The 19,652-nt window shown below is 38.9% G+C and carries 9 protein-coding genes and 1 pseudogene; 9 read left to right on the top strand and 1 reads right to left on the bottom strand.

The genetic code is table 11. The annotated features are described in order from the left end of the window. Positions 1 to 210: 210 nt before the first annotated feature. From CLV62_RS18510 to CLV62_RS18545, 8 genes are all read left to right on the top strand, one after another. A complete protein-coding gene (locus CLV62_RS18510) occupies positions 211 to 1,635 on the top strand; it encodes an L-fucose/L-arabinose isomerase family protein (protein WP_110312267.1) in 1,425 nt (474 codons plus the stop codon). A gap of 71 nt (positions 1,636 to 1,706) precedes the next feature. Further along, positions 1,707 to 4,193 carry a glycoside hydrolase family 95 protein gene (locus CLV62_RS18515; RefSeq protein WP_110312268.1) on the top strand — a complete coding sequence of 829 codons (2,487 nt, stop codon included), beginning with the start codon at positions 1,707 to 1,709 and terminating at the stop codon, positions 4,191 to 4,193. Then, positions 4,190 to 6,520, top strand: coding sequence for an alpha-L-rhamnosidase-related protein (locus tag CLV62_RS18520; RefSeq protein ID WP_245904126.1), 2,331 nt, complete (start codon positions 4,190 to 4,192; stop codon positions 6,518 to 6,520). Before CLV62_RS18515 ends, CLV62_RS18520 begins: the two co-directional genes overlap by 4 nt. Before the next feature lie 47 nt (positions 6,521 to 6,567). Next, positions 6,568 to 8,721, top strand: coding sequence for a glycoside hydrolase family 31 protein (locus tag CLV62_RS18525; protein WP_110312270.1), 2,154 nt, complete (start codon positions 6,568 to 6,570; stop codon positions 8,719 to 8,721). 168 nt (positions 8,722 to 8,889) lie between these two features. Beyond that, a complete protein-coding gene (locus CLV62_RS18530) occupies positions 8,890 to 11,934 on the top strand; it encodes a SusC/RagA family TonB-linked outer membrane protein (protein WP_110312271.1) in 3,045 nt (1,014 codons plus the stop codon). Between the two features lie 27 nt (positions 11,935 to 11,961). After that, positions 11,962 to 13,476, top strand: coding sequence for a RagB/SusD family nutrient uptake outer membrane protein (locus CLV62_RS18535; RefSeq protein WP_110312272.1), 1,515 nt, complete (start codon positions 11,962 to 11,964; stop codon positions 13,474 to 13,476). Between the two features lie 118 nt (positions 13,477 to 13,594). Beyond that, positions 13,595 to 15,109, top strand: coding sequence for an alpha-L-fucosidase (locus CLV62_RS18540; protein ID WP_110312273.1), 1,515 nt, complete (start codon positions 13,595 to 13,597; stop codon positions 15,107 to 15,109). A 224-nt stretch (positions 15,110 to 15,333) separates the two neighbouring features. Next, positions 15,334 to 18,135 carry an alpha-L-rhamnosidase gene (locus CLV62_RS18545; RefSeq protein ID WP_110312274.1) on the top strand — a complete coding sequence of 934 codons (2,802 nt, stop codon included), beginning with the start codon at positions 15,334 to 15,336 and terminating at the stop codon, positions 18,133 to 18,135. Positions 18,136 to 18,306: 171 nt separating this feature from the next. Here CLV62_RS18545 and CLV62_RS18550 read toward each other — a convergent pair whose 3' ends face one another. Beyond that, positions 18,307 to 19,356: a LacI family DNA-binding transcriptional regulator gene (locus CLV62_RS18550; RefSeq protein ID WP_110312275.1), complete on the bottom strand. Its 1,050-nt coding sequence runs from the start codon at positions 19,354 to 19,356 to the stop codon at positions 18,307 to 18,309. 157 nt (positions 19,357 to 19,513) lie between these two features. Here CLV62_RS18550 and CLV62_RS18555 point away from each other — a divergent pair. Then, a pseudogene (locus CLV62_RS18555) lies at positions 19,514 to 19,652 on the top strand (aldo/keto reductase); the annotation flags it as partial.

The following is a 19,652-nucleotide window of genomic DNA, read 5'->3' on the forward strand; positions in this document are numbered from 1 at the left end:
GTATATAAAGGTTTATAAGTCCGAATCTACACAAAGAGATGATTTTTTGTGGAAGTGTTTCCACTCCTTAATCATATACAATTATACAAATAATAATAAAACGATACAATCATTTTTTATATCAAATAATAATATGCTAAAGTCAGGAAAGATAATAGTAAAGAAATATCTGGTTCTATATTTACCAAATACTTATTAAATCTAAAAACTATGAAAAATGCGTTTAAGGTAGGGGTATTTGGTTGTGGATTGGAAGCATATTGGCTACAATTTGATGGTCTGCTTAATTCATTAATACAATACCAAAACGATGTCTGTAATAAAATATTATCTAGATCCGGAGTTGAGGTTGTAAATGCTGGCATGATTGATAATCCTCAGAAAGCAATTGATGCTGCATCAATTTTTCAAAAAGAAGAGATTCAACTCGCTTTTATTTTTATTACAACATATTGTCTTTCGTCGACTATACTTCCTATTGCTCAGCGAATCAACTGCCCTGTGATAATTTTGAATCTTCAACCGAAAGCAGCTATTGATTATGAATATATAAATAGTCTTAAAGACAGAGGCGAAATGACCGGTTATTGGTTACAAAATTGTCAGGCTTGTTCGGTTCCTGAAATCGCAAATGTCTTTAACAGAAGTGGTATTCGTTTCGAATTGGTGACAGGGTATTTTGATGATGATGTTGCATGGACTGAAATTGATGATTGGGTTCTTTCAGCGAAAGTTAGATATGCGATGAAAAATAACCGTCTTGGAATTTTGGGGCACTATTATAATGGAATGATTGATGTATATACCGATCTGGCTCAACAATCTGCTGTATTTGGCACCCACATAGAGCTTTTAGAAATGTGTGAACTTAAAAAGTATAGGGATAAGGTAACCGAACCGGAAGTTAATGCAAAAATAAAAGAATTTTATAATGTGTTTGATGTTTCGGATGATTCCGAGCCTTATGAAATCAGAAGAGCGGCTCAAACATCGGTCGCTATGGATAAATTGATAAAAGCTCATGATCTGGGATCATTGGCTTATTATTATGAAGGAGAAAGTGGAAGTGAATATGAAAATATCGTGACATCAATCATTGCCGGAAATACGTTGTTGACGGGCAGAAATATTCCTGTTGCCGGAGAGTGTGAGGTGAAAAATGTTCAGGCAATGAAAATCTTATCGGAATTTGGAGCCGGTGGCTCTTTTTCGGAGTTCTATGCAATGGACTTCAATGACGATATTGTAATGCTGGGGCATGATGGTCCTGCTCATTTTGCTATTGCTGAGGGACGTGTCGGGTTGGTTCCTGTTCCGGTATATCACGGAAAACCGGGGAAGGGCTTATCTATTCAGATGTCAGTAAAGCATGGCGATGTAACTCTTTTATCAGTCTGTGAGAATAGAGACGGAGTGTTTTTATTAATTGCAGAAGGGCAGTCGGTTGAAGGTCCGACATTAAATATTGGCAATACAAATAGTCGTTATCGTTTCAGTTGCGGTGCTCGTGAGTTTATAAATTCATGGAGCAAGGTAGGTCCTTCGCATCACACTGCAATTGGAGTAGGTCATGTAGCTTCAAAAATTCAAAAACTAGCTTATCTATTAAATATTCCTGCTGTAAAGGTGGGTTAAACGGGTAAGTTCTATATATACTTTTCGAATATCAAAAATTAATATGAGTGGCAACCTTAAAAAATGATATAATGACCAAATCTAATTTATGTTTTTTATTCCTTTCTTGTCTTCTCGCTATTTCGTGCACATCTCAATTATCAGCACAAGAGAAGACTTTGAAACTGTGGTATGACGAACCTGCACAGGAATGGGTGGAAGCCTTACCTGTTGGAAACGGTCGTTTAGGAGCTATGGTATTTGGAGGTACCGATAAAGAACTTATACAGTTAAATGAAGAAAGTTTATGGTCGGGAGGCCCTGTCGATCTGAATCCTAACCCGGAGGCAAAAAAATACCTGCAACCAATAAGAGATGCTCTTTTTGAAGAAGATTATGAGACAGCACAAAAGCTTTCTCATAAGATGCAAGGATATTATACCCAATCATATGCTCCATTGGGAGACCTGCATATAAAACAACTTTATGATGGTGCAGTTACCAACTATTACCGTGATCTGGATTTGAATACGGCAATTGCAACAACCCGATTTTCTGTTGGAAACGTAGAATACTTACGTGAGGTTTTTAGTTCTGCTCCCGATCAGATTATTGTTGTACGGTTAAGTTCGAATAAAAAAGGTATGTTAAACTTCGACGCTGATTTAAGTAGTCAGCTCAGATCGGATTTGAGTACCTATGGCAACAATAAATTAATTTTAGATGGTCGTGCTCCCGCACATGCAGACCCTTCTTATTTTAAAGAGAATAAGGAACCTGTAATATATAATGACAAAAACGGAATGCGTTTTCGCTTGATATGTCAGGTGAAGACCAAAGATGGTAAAACAACTGTCGATGAAAAGGGGATTCATATATCGAATGCAACCGAAGCTATTCTTTTTCTTTCTGCTGCAACAAGTTTCAACGGTTTTGACAAGAATCCTGTCGCAGAGGGAAAGAACGAAAAAGACATAGCCGAAAAATTTATGAACGAAGCATTCCGTAAAAAATATGACGTTATAAAATCAGATCATATAAAAGATTACAAATCGTATTTTGATCGGGTAGCATTCAATCTCGAAAAAGGGAAATCAACAGCGATGCAAATGACAACAACTGCTCGTTTAGAGAAATACCTTCACGGAGAACAGGATTTGTACCTTGAGGAACTTTATTTTCAGTATAACCGCTACTTACTTATCTCCTGTTCGCGTCCGGGAGGAATAGCGGCTAACCTTCAGGGAATATGGAACAACGAACTCAGACCGCCTTGGAGTTCTAATTTTACGACCAATATAAATGCCCAAATGAATTATTGGCCTTCCGAAGTAGCCAATCTGGGAGAAATGCACGAACCGTTTTTGAATCAAATAAAAAATATGTCGGTCAATGGCAGTCAAACAGCCCGTAATTTTTATGATGCAAAAGGCTGGTGCCTTCATCATAACTCCGATATATGGGCACAAACCAATCCCGTTGGAAATCTGGGAAAAGGTGCTCCTGTGTGGGCTAATTGGATGATGGGCGGTCAGTGGGTATCACAACATCTGTTTGAACATTACAGGTATAGCGGCGATTTGGAATACCTTCGCAATTATGCTTATCCTATCATGAAAGGGGCTGCCGAATTTTCTATCGACTGGCTGATTGAAAATAAAGATGGCTATCTTATAACCGCACCATCAACCTCTCCTGAAAACACTTTCATCGACAATAAAGGCAAACGCGGTTCGGTAGCAGTGGCTATGACCTGTGATATGGTTCTTATATGGGATTTATTTACGAATCTGATCGAAGCATCCGAAGTCTTGGGAATCGATTCCGAATTCAGACAAACACTTGTAGAAAAGCGAGCTAAACTCTATCCTTTACAGATAGGATCTAAAGGGCAACTGCTCGAATGGTACAAAGACTTTGAGGATGCCGAATATAACCACCGGCATATTTCACATTTGATAGGTTTATATCCTGGTCGTCAAATCTCACCTTTAACAACACCTAAACTGGCAGATGCCTCTCGCAGATCATTGGAAATAAGAGGTGACGATGGCACGGGTTGGGCACTGGGTTGGAAAATAAATACATGGGCACGCCTTCTGGATGGAGATCATGCCTATATATTACTTCGTAATTTGTTACGTGTAACGGGCAATAGGAATACAGAATATAATAAAGGTGGAGGCAGTTACCGTAATCTTTTCTGTGCACATCCACCTTTTCAGATCGACGGTAATTTTGGAGGATTAGCCGGTATGTGCGAGATGTTACTTCAAAGCCATTTGGGTGAAATACATTTATTACCTGCTTTGCCTTCGGCTTGGTCGGAGGGAGATATTAAAGGTTTAAAGGCTAGAAATGGATTTGAGATAGATATGGACTGGGATAATGGTATGCTCAGTAAAGCATACATACAATCTCAACTTGGAAAAGATTGCATCCTGCGAACAGACGTTCCTATAGAAATTGCTAACACACAATTTTCGACTGAAGGAAAGGTGGTAAACGGTAAAAAATATTTCATCACAACTTTTCCAACGTCAAAAGGTAAACAATATATGTTAAAAGTAAGGTCATGATAAAGTATCGATCCATGATTCTAAGAAATCTAATACTTTCTGTTTTGCTGTTGATATCCATCTTCGCATTTGCAGAAGAAGAGCCTCAATGGAAAGCTCGTTGGATGAGTATCGACGAATGTCAGAGCGAACCTAATACCTGGCTCAACTTCCGCAAAACGGTGAATCTTACGACCGTTCCGCAAAGTGTTAAGGCATACATTGCAGCAGACAGCAAATATTGGTTGTGGATCAATGGAGAACAGGTGGTTTTTGAAGGTAGCCTCAAAAGAGGTCCGTCGCCAACTGATACTTATTACGATGAGGTCGATTTAGCTTCGTATCTGAAACCCGGTAAGAACCTTATTTCAATTCGGTTATGGTATTTCGGTAAACAGGGATTTTCTCATAATAGTAGCGGAAAAGCAGGTTTGTTATTCGACTGTCAGGCTCCGGGTATCGAAATTTTGAGTGGCGATAATTGGGAAGCGTGTATAGATGATGCCTTTGGGACGTGTGACGAACCGAATCCTAATTATCGGTTATCCGAGTCGAATATTTTGTATGATGCACGCAAAGATAAAGGGCGATGGCAGCTTTCGGATGGTCAGGTAAAAGGGATGCAGGGAACAACCGAGCAGGGAGAAGCGGGAGTTGCTCCTTGGGGAAAGCTAGTGAGGCGACCTATCCCTTTGTGGAAAGATTACGGCTTGAAAGAGTATGTTTCGGTAGAACGCAGAGGTGATACACTCATTTGCAAATTACCTTACAATGCACAAATTACGCCATACTTTAAGATCAAAGCAAAAGAGGGAGTGAAAATCAATCTGTTTACCGATCATTATCACATCTACAATGGTAATGTACCTAATATCAGAGCCAAATATATTACCCGGGAGGGGGTACAGGAATATGAAAATCCGGGATGGATAAACGGACATAATATGTATTACATTATTCCCAAAGAGGTGGAAGTATTGCAATTACAATATCGGGAAACCGGATACGATTGCAATTTTTCAGGAAAATTTGAATGCTCCGATGATTTTTTGAACCAATTATGGATTAAAGCTCAACGAACATTGTATGTCACTATACGTGATACTTATATGGATTGCCCTGAAAGAGAACGTTGCCAATGGACAGGTGATGCCGTGAACGAATCGGGAGAAACATTCTATGCTCTTTCTCCGTCGAGCCATGCCTTAACAAAGAAATGGTTATTGGAATTAGCCGGATGGCAAAAAAAAGACAGTGTACTCTATGCTCCTGTACCGGCAGGAAACTGGCGAAAAGAATTGCCTAGTCAGGTGCTTGCCTCGGTAGGATACTACGGATTGTGGAATTATTATCTCCATACAAACGATAAGCAGACATTAAAAGATGTTTATCCGGTGTTTGCTAAATATCTATCCTTATACAGCATGACAAAAGACAACGTTTTAGAACCTCGGTTCGGTGGCTGGTATTGGGGCGATTGGGGCGATAACTGCGATATGGACTTACTGACAAATGCGTGGTATTATTTGGCTATCAAAGGAATGTATCTGGTGGCAGAAGAACTTGGTTTTGAATCAGACTCAAATGACTACAAGGAAAAAATGCTAAACATCAGAAAATCATTTAATGAATATTTCTGGAATGGCAGTGAATACCGCACACCATCTTATAAAAAGAAAACCGATGATCGTGGGCAAGCTTTAGCGGTTGTTGCAGGCTTGGCAGACAAAGAAAAATACCCTGCACTGCTGAAAGTGTTTCAAAACGAACAACACGCAAGCCCGTATATGGAAAAGTATGTTTTCGAAGCAATGATGATAATGGGATATGACAAAGAAGCTCTAGCACGCCATAAATCGAGATTTTCGGAGATGGTATACTGGTCGGGGTTAACTACTCTTTTCGAACACTTCCATATGGGAAGCGGAGGTTTTAAAGGAGGTTCGGTAAATCACGCATGGAGCGGTGGCGGGCTAACCATTTCATCGCAATACATAACGGGAATAGAACCTCTTGAAGCCGGATATAAAACATTTAAAGTAATGCCTCGAACTACCGGACTCTCCCATGCAAAGGCGGTTGTACCTTCGGTAAAAGGTGAGATAACGGCTGAGTTTACAGATGCAATCAAGACTTTCAGCTTACAAACAAATGTACCAAAAGGAACGGCTGCAATTCTTGGTGTACCCATTAAAGGCATAAAACAAATAGAGATCAATAAAAAAGTCGTTTGGAAAAATGGAAAGTATATTCCTAATGATCTGGCAAGCGAATGGAAGAATGTATACAACGAGCATATTTGTTTTTTAGTTAGAAACGGGAAATATAAAATAATCGCACATAAATAAGCATTGAGTCCTTAAATCTTTTCTATTACTTGAAAATTGACAAAGACATGAAAAATTATAGAATCTGTATATACTATCTATTCGCTATAGCTCTGTTTTTTTCTTGCAATAAAACAGCCGAAAATCAACCAAAGGAGCTAGAAAAACTAGCCCCCGGAGTATGGATGCTAAAATATGGTACTCCCGAAAAAATCGATTTATTAAGTGAACTGGGCATCAATCCTAAATTCGATGCTATAAAAGCAATGGGCGAAGCCGAACTGCCCATTGACAGATCAGAAATAAAAATAGAGGTGATAGACGGTAAAACATATCTGAGGTTTCCACTCGATGAGAATGAGAAAATTTGGGGGCTCGGGCTTAACTTTAAGACTGTTGAACAGAGAGGGCGGGTGATGCAACTTCATGTCGACCATTATGGTGGCAGAGATAATGGGCGGACACATGCCCCTGTTCCATTTTTTGTTTCGAGCAAAGGATACGGAGCATTAATAAACAGTGCCCGATATATTGATGTATGGGTAGGTACAGGTGTACGTAAAGACAGTCAAAACCCGCCTGTTGCACGGGATAGAAATACCGACAAAGAATGGAGTTCGCAACCGTATTCCGATAATTTGGAGTTTTTGATTCCGGCAGAAGGGGTCGAAGTGATACTTTTTTCGGGTTCATCAACACTTGATGTTGTAAGACGTTACAATCTGTACAACGGAGGAGGCTGTCTCCCTCCTAAATGGGGGCTTGGTTTCTGGCATCGTGTTCCAACTCTTTATACTGACCGGGATATACTGAACGAAGTTGCCGAATTTGAGAAACAAAAATTTCCACTCAGTGTTGTCGGGCTGGAACCCGGATGGATGACCCGCTCTTACCCTTGCACCTACGAATGGGATAGCACACGATTTCCGAATCCGGCTCAATTGGTAAAGCAATTGGCAGATAACCATATAAAAACGAATTTATGGATTAACCCATACATATCGCCTGATGGAGAATTGTATAAAAAATTATTACCCTACTCGGGAAGCCATACCGTGTGGTGTGGAATAGTACCGGATTATACAATGACCGAAGTTCAGCAGATTCTGAAAGAACATTTCATTAAGCATCAACTGTCGATAGGTGTCAGTGGCTACAAAATGGATGAAAACGATGGGTATGATCAATGGTTATGGCCCGATGTTGCAACATTTCCTTCGGGAGTTCCGGCAGAAAGTATGCGTCAGCTATATGGTTCTATAATGCAAAAATTCACTACCGATATGTATCGGAAAGAGAATCTTCGTACGTTCGGATTAGTTCGTTCGGCAAATGCAGGAACATCGTCTTTCCCATACGTTCTTTATAATGATTATTACGAACATCGTGACTTTATTACTGCTCTCATAAACAGTTCTTTTATAGGTGTATTGTGGACACCCGAAGTCCGAGCCTCCAAATCATCGGAGGAATGGGTCAGAAGGATGCAAACAGTTTGTTTTTCGCCATTGGCAATGTTAAATGCATGGGCTGATGGGACTAAGCCTTGGTCGTTTCCCGATGTAGCCAAAGAGGTAAACGAAATAGCTTTGCTACGCATGCAATTAATACCATATCTCTATACTGCCTTTGCCGATTATACGTTTTTGGGTACGCCTCCGATACGGGCAATGAATCTCGAAGAGGGCTATACCGCATATGATGCCATTTCGCAAAAAGCATTTGACGGAACAGATAACCCCTACAATACCGCTTTGAAAAAAGAAGTAAAAGACCAGTTTATGTTCGGTGAATACCTACTTGTGGCTCCGCTGTTTGCCGGAGAAAAAACACGGCAGGTTATATTACCTCAGGGACGATGGTACGACTTTTATACAGGAGAATTTGCCGGACAGGGTGAGGTGATAAGTGTATCTCCCGGAATAGGGCGAATACCTGTATATGTAAAAGACGGGGGTATTGTGCCTATGTTTCCACCCATTACTAAAATTACCGGAGAGAAATTACCTGTCGAAATAAGGCATTATGGAGTGAAAAATGGCACTTATAATCTCTATGATGACGATGGTGAGACCTATAACTATGAAAAAGGGGAATACACCCGAATAAAAATTGATGTCACGATTGACAAGGATCAGAAAAAAACAGGTAAAGTAGATCTTCCTGAGGGATCGCAGACTTGGTCTTTTTCGGAATTCAGTTTCAAATACATGGCTAAGTAATCTACTTAAAATCTAATACTATAAAAGTCCAATACTCTGTAATTAGGTCGGTTGTGAGTAAAATGGAGGTGGTATTTTGAGAAGCTTTTATAAATCGTTATTTGAGGTGAAATTATATTCGCCTCCGTGTTTGTTTTAATCTTTTTATTAACTTTTAAACTAATTTCTATGAAAAAGAATTTCATTAAAAGGTTTAGCACTACTTTGTTAATGTTATTGGCTATACCAATTTGGATGATGTCTCAGAATATTTCTATAAGCGGAAATGTTAAGGATTTGAAAGGGGAGGTTTTGCCGGGTGTCAGTGTTCTGGAAGAAGGAACAACAAATGGGATCATGACTGATAATCAGGGTAATTTCAGTATAAATGTTTCTTCAAATGCGACTCTTCAATTTTTTTATCTGGGCTATAATACTCAAAGAGTAGCCGTGGCAGGAAAGCAACAATTGAACATAGTTATGTCGGAAGACACAAAATTACTTGAAGAAGTGGTGGTTGTCAGCTATGGTACTCAGAAGAAGCGGGATGTAACAGGTTCTATCTCTCAAGTCAATGGATCTAATCTGAAAGACCTTCCTGTAGGACAGATAGGTCAAAAACTGCAAGGACAAGTAGCAGGAGTACAAATAAACCAATATACGGGTAAACCGGGCGAAAGCCCTGCGTTCCGTATACGGGGAGCCGCATCCGTAAATGGAGGTAATTCTCCTCTTTTTGTTGTGGATGGAATGGTTTACAATTCGGGACTTAATAATATTAATCCCGATGATATCGAATCTTTCTCAGTTTTGAAAGATGCAGCGGCAACCTCACTTTACGGATCGAGAGCTGCTAATGGCGTTATCCTTATCACTACTAAGAGAGCTAAAGCCGGGCAATTGAAAGTTGATCTCAATGCATTCTATGGTATTCAGTCACTTAACGGTTTAAAAAGGCTTGACATGATGGATGCACGAGAGTTTGCACAATATCAAAAGGAGACCTACGAAGACAGAGCTATCTATGAGTCTTATAAAGATGGTGTGCCCGAAGTTTATCAAAATCCTGAGAAGTATGGAAAAGGAACCGATTGGTATGACCTCCTGACCCGCACGGCTGCAATACAGAGCTACAACCTCTCAGTTGCAGGTGGTAACGATAAAATATCGTCAATTGTAATTTTGGGATACCACAAACAAGAAGGCGTTGTTCTGAATACCGAATTTGAGCGTTTCACACTTAGGGCAAATAATGAATTCAAGGTGAACGATAAAGTCAAACTGGGACTGAATATAGCTCCGACATTCAAAATAAATAAAAATCATGGTACTGACGGAGGATGGAATATTCTCAATTCAGCCATTTTGATGTCTCCGATTCTTAGCCCATACAATGAGGATGGAGAATTGAATGTGGGCATGAGTGCTCCCAATATGTTCAATCAGCCGAACTGGCTCAGGGTGATTAAGGAGAGAACAAATGAGCATAAAAGCACAGCCATATTAAGTAATATGTTTGCAGAGATAGATATTTGGAAGGGCATTAAATATAAATTTCAGGCAGGTATAGATATCGGTAATGCGACTCACCGGACTTTTACCCCTTCGACTTCGGGAGGAGGTATGTTTGTTGCACCGCCTCAAAAAGCTACGGCAGATTACAATACCGATAATTATTACGATTGGAACATAGAGAATATGCTTTCTTATAATAATACTTTTGGAGATCATTCTATAGAAGGGCTTTTGGGTTACAGTGCTCAGAAATATCAAGCGGAATTTGGTCGGTTGAGTGGTACTGATTTCCCCGACGATAAGATTACATGGATACAGGGAGCATCTACCAAGAACGGTAACAGTTATAAAGAAGCATGGGCTGTAGCCTCGTTTATTTCTCGTTTAAACTATCGGTATAAAGATCGTTATCTCATGCAGGCAACTTTTCGCAGGGATGGTTCTTCGCGTTTTGGATTTGATAATAGATATGCCAACTTTCCTTCGGTTTCGGGAGGATGGATCGCTTCGGAAGAAGATTTTATGAAACCGCTGCATAAAACAATGAATTCATTGAAATTAAGAGCTAGTTACGGGCTTACAGGGAATTACAACATAGGAAATTACACCTATATAGCCGGTATTCAAACTGTCGATTACGTGTTCAATGAAACTCTTGCATCGGGGAAAGCATTGAGTGGGTTGGGTAATAGCCAATTGACATGGGAAGAGACAAAGCAGTTTAATGTTGGTATAGATTTAGGCTTTTTCAACGACCGCCTGTTTATGATGTATGACTATTATAGTAAACGCACGGATGGAATGCTTTACCGGATAGACATTCCGGCTGCATCAGGTTTCTGGGATATTCAGTCGAATGTAGGCGATTTTAAATCATGGGGACATGAGTTTACTTTACAATCACGCAATATGGTCGGTGATTTTGAGTGGAGCACAAATCTTAACTTATCGTTCAACAAAAATGAAGTAATGGCTCTGGGAACTAACAATACTCCAATTAACGGATATAATAACCAAGGAAGTGTAAATAGGCTACAGGTTGGTCAGCCAATCGGTGTTTTTATGGGGTATGTTTATGATGGGGTTTATATGACTCAGAAAGAGCTGGATTCTCAACCCAAGCATGCTTCGTCAGAGATCGGAACGGTAAGAATGAAAGACCTGAATGATGATAAGATCATAGATGAAAAGGACAGAACTATTATTGGAGACCCAAATCCTGATTTCATCTTTGGTATAACAAACGATTTCTCGTATAAAAACTTCGATCTGTCAATTCTCCTAACCGGTCAGGTCGGAGGTAATATTATGGATGGAAATCAGGAATATACGGAGAATCTGGACGGATGCTTTAATGTACTTCGTAATGTAAAGAACCGTTGGCGATCGCCTGAAAACCCCGGTAATGGAAGTGTACCCAGAACAAAATTAGGAACAACAGCTTTGTACAGATATACCAATAGCAGTTGGGTGTACGATGCTACTTATTTGTCGGTGAGAAATATCACATTAGGATACAACATTCCTTTAAAAAGTAACGCATATTTATCGAAAATCAGATTATACCTCACAGCACAAAACCTTAAAACCTTTTCTAAGTATCCGGGAATGAACCCCGAAGTGAGCGAAAACGGTATGAACTGGAACGGACTAGGCATAGATAAAACGACATATCCGATTCCTCGTACATTTAGTCTGGGTTGTAATATTACATTTTAATGAACTAGAATTTTAATACGAATTATTATGAAAACATATATAAATACGTTACTTGTAGCGGCTACTGTTCTTTTTTTAGGCGGATGTTCAGATGAATTTCTCAATATACCTCCCGAGCACTATCTAAGTAAATCTACATTTTATAAAACGGAATCGGACTTTACCCAAGCTGTGACCGGAGTTTACGAAAAAACAAGAGGTCTGGTCAGAACCGAGGGATATGTTTTAGGCGAAATGCGTTCCGACAATACGCATTACATATTGAATACTACAGATCGAGGAAATCAATTTACAGAAAGAGAAGACGTTGCCGATTTTATTAATAACAATCAAAATCGTTTCAGCAACGAAATGTACTACGCCTGTTATTCGGGAATTTCGAGGGCTAATACGATCTTAAATCAAATAAAAAATAAAGATTTCTCCGAAGAATTTACAACCAGTACAATTGGTCAGACTAAATTCCTGAGAGCTTTATTTTATTTTCAATTGGTACGCACATTCGGTGAAATCCCTCTTTATCAGGACGAAGTTACAGATGCGAATAATGCTTTTGTCCCACTTTCGCCGGTAAATACAATATATAGTTTCATAATCGATGATGTGAAGGATGCTATTGTAAAGTTAAAAGATCCGACTTTTCCACAAAGTGGTAGAGCAACCAGAGGGAGTGCAAAAATGCTATATGCCAAGATACTGATGACGAAACCTGACAGAGATTATAAGGAAGCTAAAAAACAACTCGAAGAAATTATGAAGTTAGGTTATAAACTCGAAGATAATTATTCGGATGTATTTGAAACAACAAATAAAAATAATAAAGAGTCGCTATTTGAAATACAGTTTATGATGGGCGATAATCATGGGCAACAAAGCGATTGGTTATATTCTTTTATACCCAGAACCGTAGAGGCTTCTTTGATAACGGGAGTAAGTGGTTCGTCAACATTAAATACCGGAGGGTGGAATACTCCGACTCAGGATTTAATTGAATCATATGATCCGACAGACCGGAGGTTGCAATTTTCAATTATGGTTGCGGCCGGACATAACAATACAGAAGGTAATTTCGTCATTGATGCAGTATTACCGGTAAACAATCCTGCTATTTCAAACTATCGACTGTCTTATCCTTTTATAAATAAATACCGCCATGCTCACAGTAAGATATTCAATACTAACGACAACTGGCCTATATTTCGCTATTCCGATGTTTTGCTTTCATTAGCTGAGTGCAATCTGGTAGAAGGTGGCGACGCATTGACTTTGGTTAACGATGTAAGAGCAAGAGCCGGACTCAAAGCTTTGCCGAAAGTAGATGCTGATATAATAGCTCTGGAGCGTAGGCATGAATTTGCCTTTGAAAATCAGAGATGGTACGATTTGGTAAGAACAGGAAAAGCAATTGAAGTAATGAGTGCTTATGGAATAAAAATAAAGTTGTTATATCCTTATCTGCAAGCAAGAACGTATAATATTACTCAAGAGATGCTCACGTTTCCTATTCCTTATCGTGAAACACAGATAAACCCAAATCTTTAACAATTTAACCACTAAGGTCTCAGACCTTTTTATTGCTTTGGCAAGTAAATCAACTATAGTCAGTTATAACTTTAAAATATCGCATTAAATATTTTGTATTACCTATAAGAAATTAAACATGAAAAAAACACTCGCAATCGCATTTATTTTAATTGCAGGTATCACCAAACTTTCAGCCCAAAGTGAAAATTATAAGTTGAATTGGGACGAACTGTCTCAAAAATATAATTATAATGCTGAACCCGATTGGATGAAAGATGCCAAATTTGGTATCTACTTTCATTGGGGAGTTTATTCTGTTCCCGCTTTTTCGTACGAATGGTATCCGAGGCATATGTTTATGCCAAGCCGTAAAGAGTATAAGTTTCATAAAGAAAAATACGGCGACCCTAGAGAATTCGGATATGATAAATTAGTCCCCCTATTTAAGGCTGAGAAATTCGATGCTGTTGATCTTGTAGAAACTTTTCAAAGAGCCGGAGCCAAATTTGCAGGACATGTGGCGATCCATCATGATGGGTTTGCAATGTGGGACAGTAAAATAACCCCTTGGAATGCCATGTTGATGGGGCCCAAAAGGGACATTCTTGGTGAAATGTCGGCTGAAATAAAAAAACGCAACATGAAGTTGGTAACAACATTTCATCATGAAAGGAGTCTTCAACTTTATCGGGATAATAAAAATCAAGACCCCGGTTTCTGGGATATGTACAACAGCCATTTTCCTTGGATTGAAGGTATGCCAACCACATCCGACAATCCAATGTTACGCTTACTTTATGGGAATGTAACGCCTGAAGAATTTTATGATCCCATCTGGTTTGGAGAATTAAAAGAAGTGATTGATAATTACAGTCCCGATCTTATTTATTTTGATTCGTGGCTCGAAAACATTCCTGAGAAATATCTTTATAAATATGTAGAATATTATATAAGCGAAGGAAAGAAAAAAGGAAAACAAGTGGTAACCAGCCGTAAACAAAAAGATTTACCATTGAATGTAAGTATTGAAGACCTTGAAAAATCGAGAAAACAAGTGATTGAGCCTCATATGTGGCTTACTGATGAAACAATTACTACCGATAGCTGGAGTTATACTGATGATATGGTTCTGAAAACAGCTCCCACTATAATCAATGTTTTGATTGATGTCGTAAGTAAAAACGGTGTGCTTATGCTTAATGTATCACCCCGTGCGGATGGGGTATTGCCTATCGAACAGAAAGAAATATTGTATAAAATCGGAGATTGGTTAGATATAAACGGAGAAGCTATTTATGGAACGAGACCATGGTATATCTTCGGTGAAGGTCCTACAACTCAGCCGGAGGGGGATTTTGAAAATCACAAGAAATTTCTGGAAGTCAAATATTCATGGAAAGATGTGAGATATACTCAAAAAGCGAATGCTATATATGCCACTCTGTTGGGAACACCGCAGAATGGTACTAATATAACTTTCAAAAGTTTTGCGAAAGCGTCTATGCCTAAGAATATAAGCGTTAAAAACGTATCGGTTTTTGGAAGTAATGAGAAAATTTCATGGCAACAAAATTCTGATGGTCTAAGAGTCACAGTACCCAGAATGAGTAATAGTAATGAAACAGCTATGGTATTTAAAGTAGAATATTAAGATAAACGTACCACAGGTAGGTAAATCATTTTTAGTATCTTTAAATTAAATAATTGAAAATAATTAATGGTGTGACTGTATGGGCAGGGCTCTGCTCTGCCCATAAAACAATAAAGCTTAGCAGTGTGGTGGAGTAAACCCCCGCCCCTATACAATATGCGGCATAATATAGTTAGTATTACTTAATATTGTACTGTGCTTACAATATCCTAAAATAGATCATCATGAAAATATCAGGTTCTTTATTTTATTGCTTCCTATTATTTCTAATTCCTTTCAATAGTTTTGCGGTGGAGGCAATTTCCTTGAAATGTAACAATACCACAAACCCTTTGGGGATTGAGTCTGCCGATCCTGTCTTTTCGTGGAATATGTCTACCAAAATACATAACAGTAAACAGACTGCTTATCGGATTATAATAGCTGATAATATTGTCGATATTGAAAAGAATAAAGGGAATATATGGGATTCGCAAAGAATTTCAGGCGAACAATCTTTAAATATTCCTTATGCGGGAAAGATGAAGTTGTTAGCCGGCAAAAAATATTATTGGAAAGTAAAGATATGGGACAACCATGAAAAAACGTCTGTGTGGTCTCCCTCGGCTATATTCAGAATGGGTTTATTCACAAAAGACGACTGGAGCAATGCACAATGGATAGCCATGGATAGCCTTCCTCAAAAAGACCGTATAGTTCCCGGATTTCAACTGGCAGGGCATAAAGGAAAGCTGGTTCCCTTGGATGATCGTTTCAGCCGTATGCCATTTCTACGCAAAACATTTGAAATCAGAAAAAAGATAAGCTCGGCTACTGTATTTATCAGTGGACTCGGGCATTTTGAATTGAGCGTAAACGGCAAAAAAGCAGGCGATCATTTTCTCGATCCGGGTTGGACTAATTATGATAAAAGCTCTCTTTATATAACTTTCGATGTAACCGATCAGATAAGGGAAGGCGAAAATGTGTTAGCTGTCAGATTGGGAAATGGTTTTTTGAATATTCCACGTGATTCGACACGCTACCGCAAATTATTAACAACATTTGCATTACCCAAGATGATTTGCAAAGCGTTAATTGAGTATACAGACGGTTCATCACAAACCGTCATAAGTGATGGTGACTGGAAAGTAACACAAGGAGCAGTCACTTTTTCCAGTATTTATGGTGGAGAAGATTATGATGCGACTTTAGTACAGCTAGGATGGGACTGCCCCGGCTTCGATGACTCATCGTGGAAAAAGCCTGTGATAATACCGGCTGTAGGCAAGTTGAAACCGCAACTCTCACCTTCCCTCAAAGTGAATCGGGTATTGCCTTCTGTGAGTATAACCGAATCTACGCCGGGCTTCTTTATATACGATTTCGGACAAAATGCCTCCGCCATACCCCTGTTAAAAGTCTCGGGCAAAGCCGGATCAAAAGTTATACTACGTCCCGGAGAATATCTGAGATCGAATAATAATGAAGTTAATCAAGACAATAGCGGTAAGCCATTTTGGTTTTCTTATATTTTATCCGGAGATAGCATTCAGATATGGAGCCCGTCTTTCACTTATTACGGATTCAGGTATTTACAGGTCGAAGGTGCAGTTCCGTCAGGTTATCCAAACCCTAAAAACCTTCCGGTTATCGAGTCGTTGCAATCTCTGCATACAAGTAACTCATCATCTGTAGCAGGTACTTTTAATTGTTCGAATACATTATTTAACAACATTTATTCGCTCATCGACTGGTCGATCCGCAGTAATATGGCGAGTGTCTTGACCGATTGCCCACACAGGGAAAAACTGGGATGGCTCGAAGTTGCACATCTTATGAGCAGTTCCATTGCATACTGCTATGATATAAAGCAGATGTATCTTAAAATAATAGAGGACATGAAGGATTCGCAGCGTGATAACGGACTAATACCAAGCACTTCGCCCGAATACGCCGTTTTCGGTGGAGATTTCTCCGACTCACCCGAATGGGGAAGTGCAGGAGTGATACTTCCCTGGTTTATTTATAAATGGTATGGCGATATTAGTGTATTAAACGACAGTTATCAGCTAATGTCCAATTATACCGATTACCTAACGGGTCGTGCCGAAAATCACATCCTTTCTCATGGATTGGGCGATTGGTATGATCTGGGTCCCAATCACCCCGGATGGAGCCAGCTTACCAGTCGCGGTCTGACTCCTACTGCGGTGTATTATTACGACATTCAGGTTATGGCTCAGGTTTCGGCCCTATTAGGTAAAAATGATGATGCACGAGAGTACAAAGAGCTTGCCGCAAAAGTAAAAGAGGCTTTCAATGCTAAGTTCTTTGACAAGGAAAAAGGCTATTACGATACAGGAAGTCAAACGGCAAACGCAATGCCAATTTATATGGGGCTTTGCGATCCTGAAAATGAAGAAACTGTATCTAAAAGAATTGTAGAAGATATCAGGTCTCATGGTAACAGTATTACTTCGGGAGATATCGGCTTTAGTTATTTGTTGCGGGTGTTGGAAAAAGAAAATGCTTCTAATGTTATTTTCGATATGAACAACCAGACTGACAAACCGGGTTATGGCTATCAATTGAGAAAAGGAGCGACTTCGCTGACCGAATCGTGGGAGGCCATCCAAACAGCTTCGCACAACCATTGTATGTTGGGACACCTGATGGAATGGTTCTATAGTGGTTTGGGAGGTATAAAGCCATCCGGCGAAGCAACTGCCTTTAAACATTTTACCTTACGTCCCGAAATAGTAGGCGATATAACGGAAGTGAATTGTACTTTCGAGTCTCCTTACGGACTTATAGGCAGTAAATGGAGAATAATCGGCAATATGTTCGAATACGATGTGATTGTACCGGCTAATACATCAGCCGAGATTCATATTCCGACACTTAATAATGAAAAGATTAGTGTTAACGGGAAACATATTGGAAAAAAAGAGGAAAGTGTTTCTTTTGTTGGAACTAAAAATAATCGTACTGTATTATCTGTAAAATCAGGTAAATACCTTATCAAGTGTCCATTTAAACAATAATTCGCTACAATGGTACTTTAAATATTTGATAATCGATAATTACCCTATTTATTACTTCCTTTTTACTTGCTGAGTCTTGGAGATAAATATGTTTATAGTTATTCATATAATCTCCAAGACTTTACCAATAAGAGTAAATCTGCTATATTATCAGAAGCTTATACCTGAAAATCAAATTGTGTTTTTAGTAGGGGGTACTCTCTGATTGTTTTTTACAGATGATTCCCTTACTGCCAGATATGTTGGTATAATTATTTGCTGCGGCTTTTCTCTTTTTTTTATTTGTTTAAGCAGCAAATGACACACTGTTTGACCCATTTTATGGGTTTGATGTGTAATTGCAGTCAGTGGAGGGTCTACATAATTGGAATGCATTTCATCTGTATAACCTATTAGAGATATATCGTCAGGAATACGTAATCTATGCTCTTTGATTGCTTTCATTGCTCCAAAGGCAATACTATCGGTCATAGCCAGAATAGCATCGGGAGGATTAGATAAGGACAGAAGTTTACATGCTCCTTCATATCCTTCACTATAGCCCATATATTTACAAAAAACCAAATCCTTATCAATTGGAATTCGGTATTCCCTGAGAGCTTGAAGATAACCGTGCTTTCTTTGACGTACTATTTCTATGTGATTGGCTCCTCCAATAAACGCAACACGTTTAGACCCTGTATTTAACAAATGCAATGTTGCTAGTCTTGCAGATTCGATATTGTCGGCTATTACTGATGAAAATACATCAGGGAGGCATATCCTATCGAAAAAGACCAATGGGATGTTCAAATCTTCAAGAGATGTAAAATGCAAATAATCGGTAGTCTCTTGAGATAAGCAGGCAATAATACCTTCAACTCTAACATTTACTAAATCTTCTATACACTGAATCTCCGCTTTATACGAATCGTAGGAAGAAGTTATAATTACAGAATATCCGTTTTGCCGGGCTATATTATCTATTCCGGTAATAATCGATGAGTAAAAATGAGTGACAATATCAGGTATAAGAATACCAATGATACGGGGAGTATTTTTAAGTAAACTCATAGCAAAAGGATTGGGGCGGTAGTTCCATTCTTTGGCCAAAGCTTTAACACGCAGCCTTACCTCTCCACTAATCTCAGGACTATCTTTCAATGCCCTTGAAACAGTAGAAATAGAAATACCAAGCTCACATGCCAAGTCTTTTAATGATATGTGTTTTCCTTCTTTCATCAGGTTATTAATGAGGTTGATACAAATATAGATGTTTAGCTTAAATATTCGAAGTAGTATATAAGAAAAGATATGCAAAGGTTTGCATATCTTTTCCTTACAGGTTTAGCATTATAATTTCAGCTTATCTCTATTTTTGATGAAAATATTGAATACTATGGAATACAGAGAACTTGGAAAAACGGGAATGAAGATATCGAATCTGAGTTTCGGTGCTTCTTCACTTGGTGGTGTTTTTCATCACATACTGGAGTCGGAAGGGATAGAATCCGTATTTACAGCTATAGAAAACGGCA

It is taken from the genome of Indolivaga alginatilytica (assembly GCF_003201355.1).
Taxonomy (GTDB): domain Bacteria; phylum Bacteroidota; class Bacteroidia; order Bacteroidales; family Dysgonomonadaceae; genus Dysgonomonas_A; species Dysgonomonas_A alginatilytica.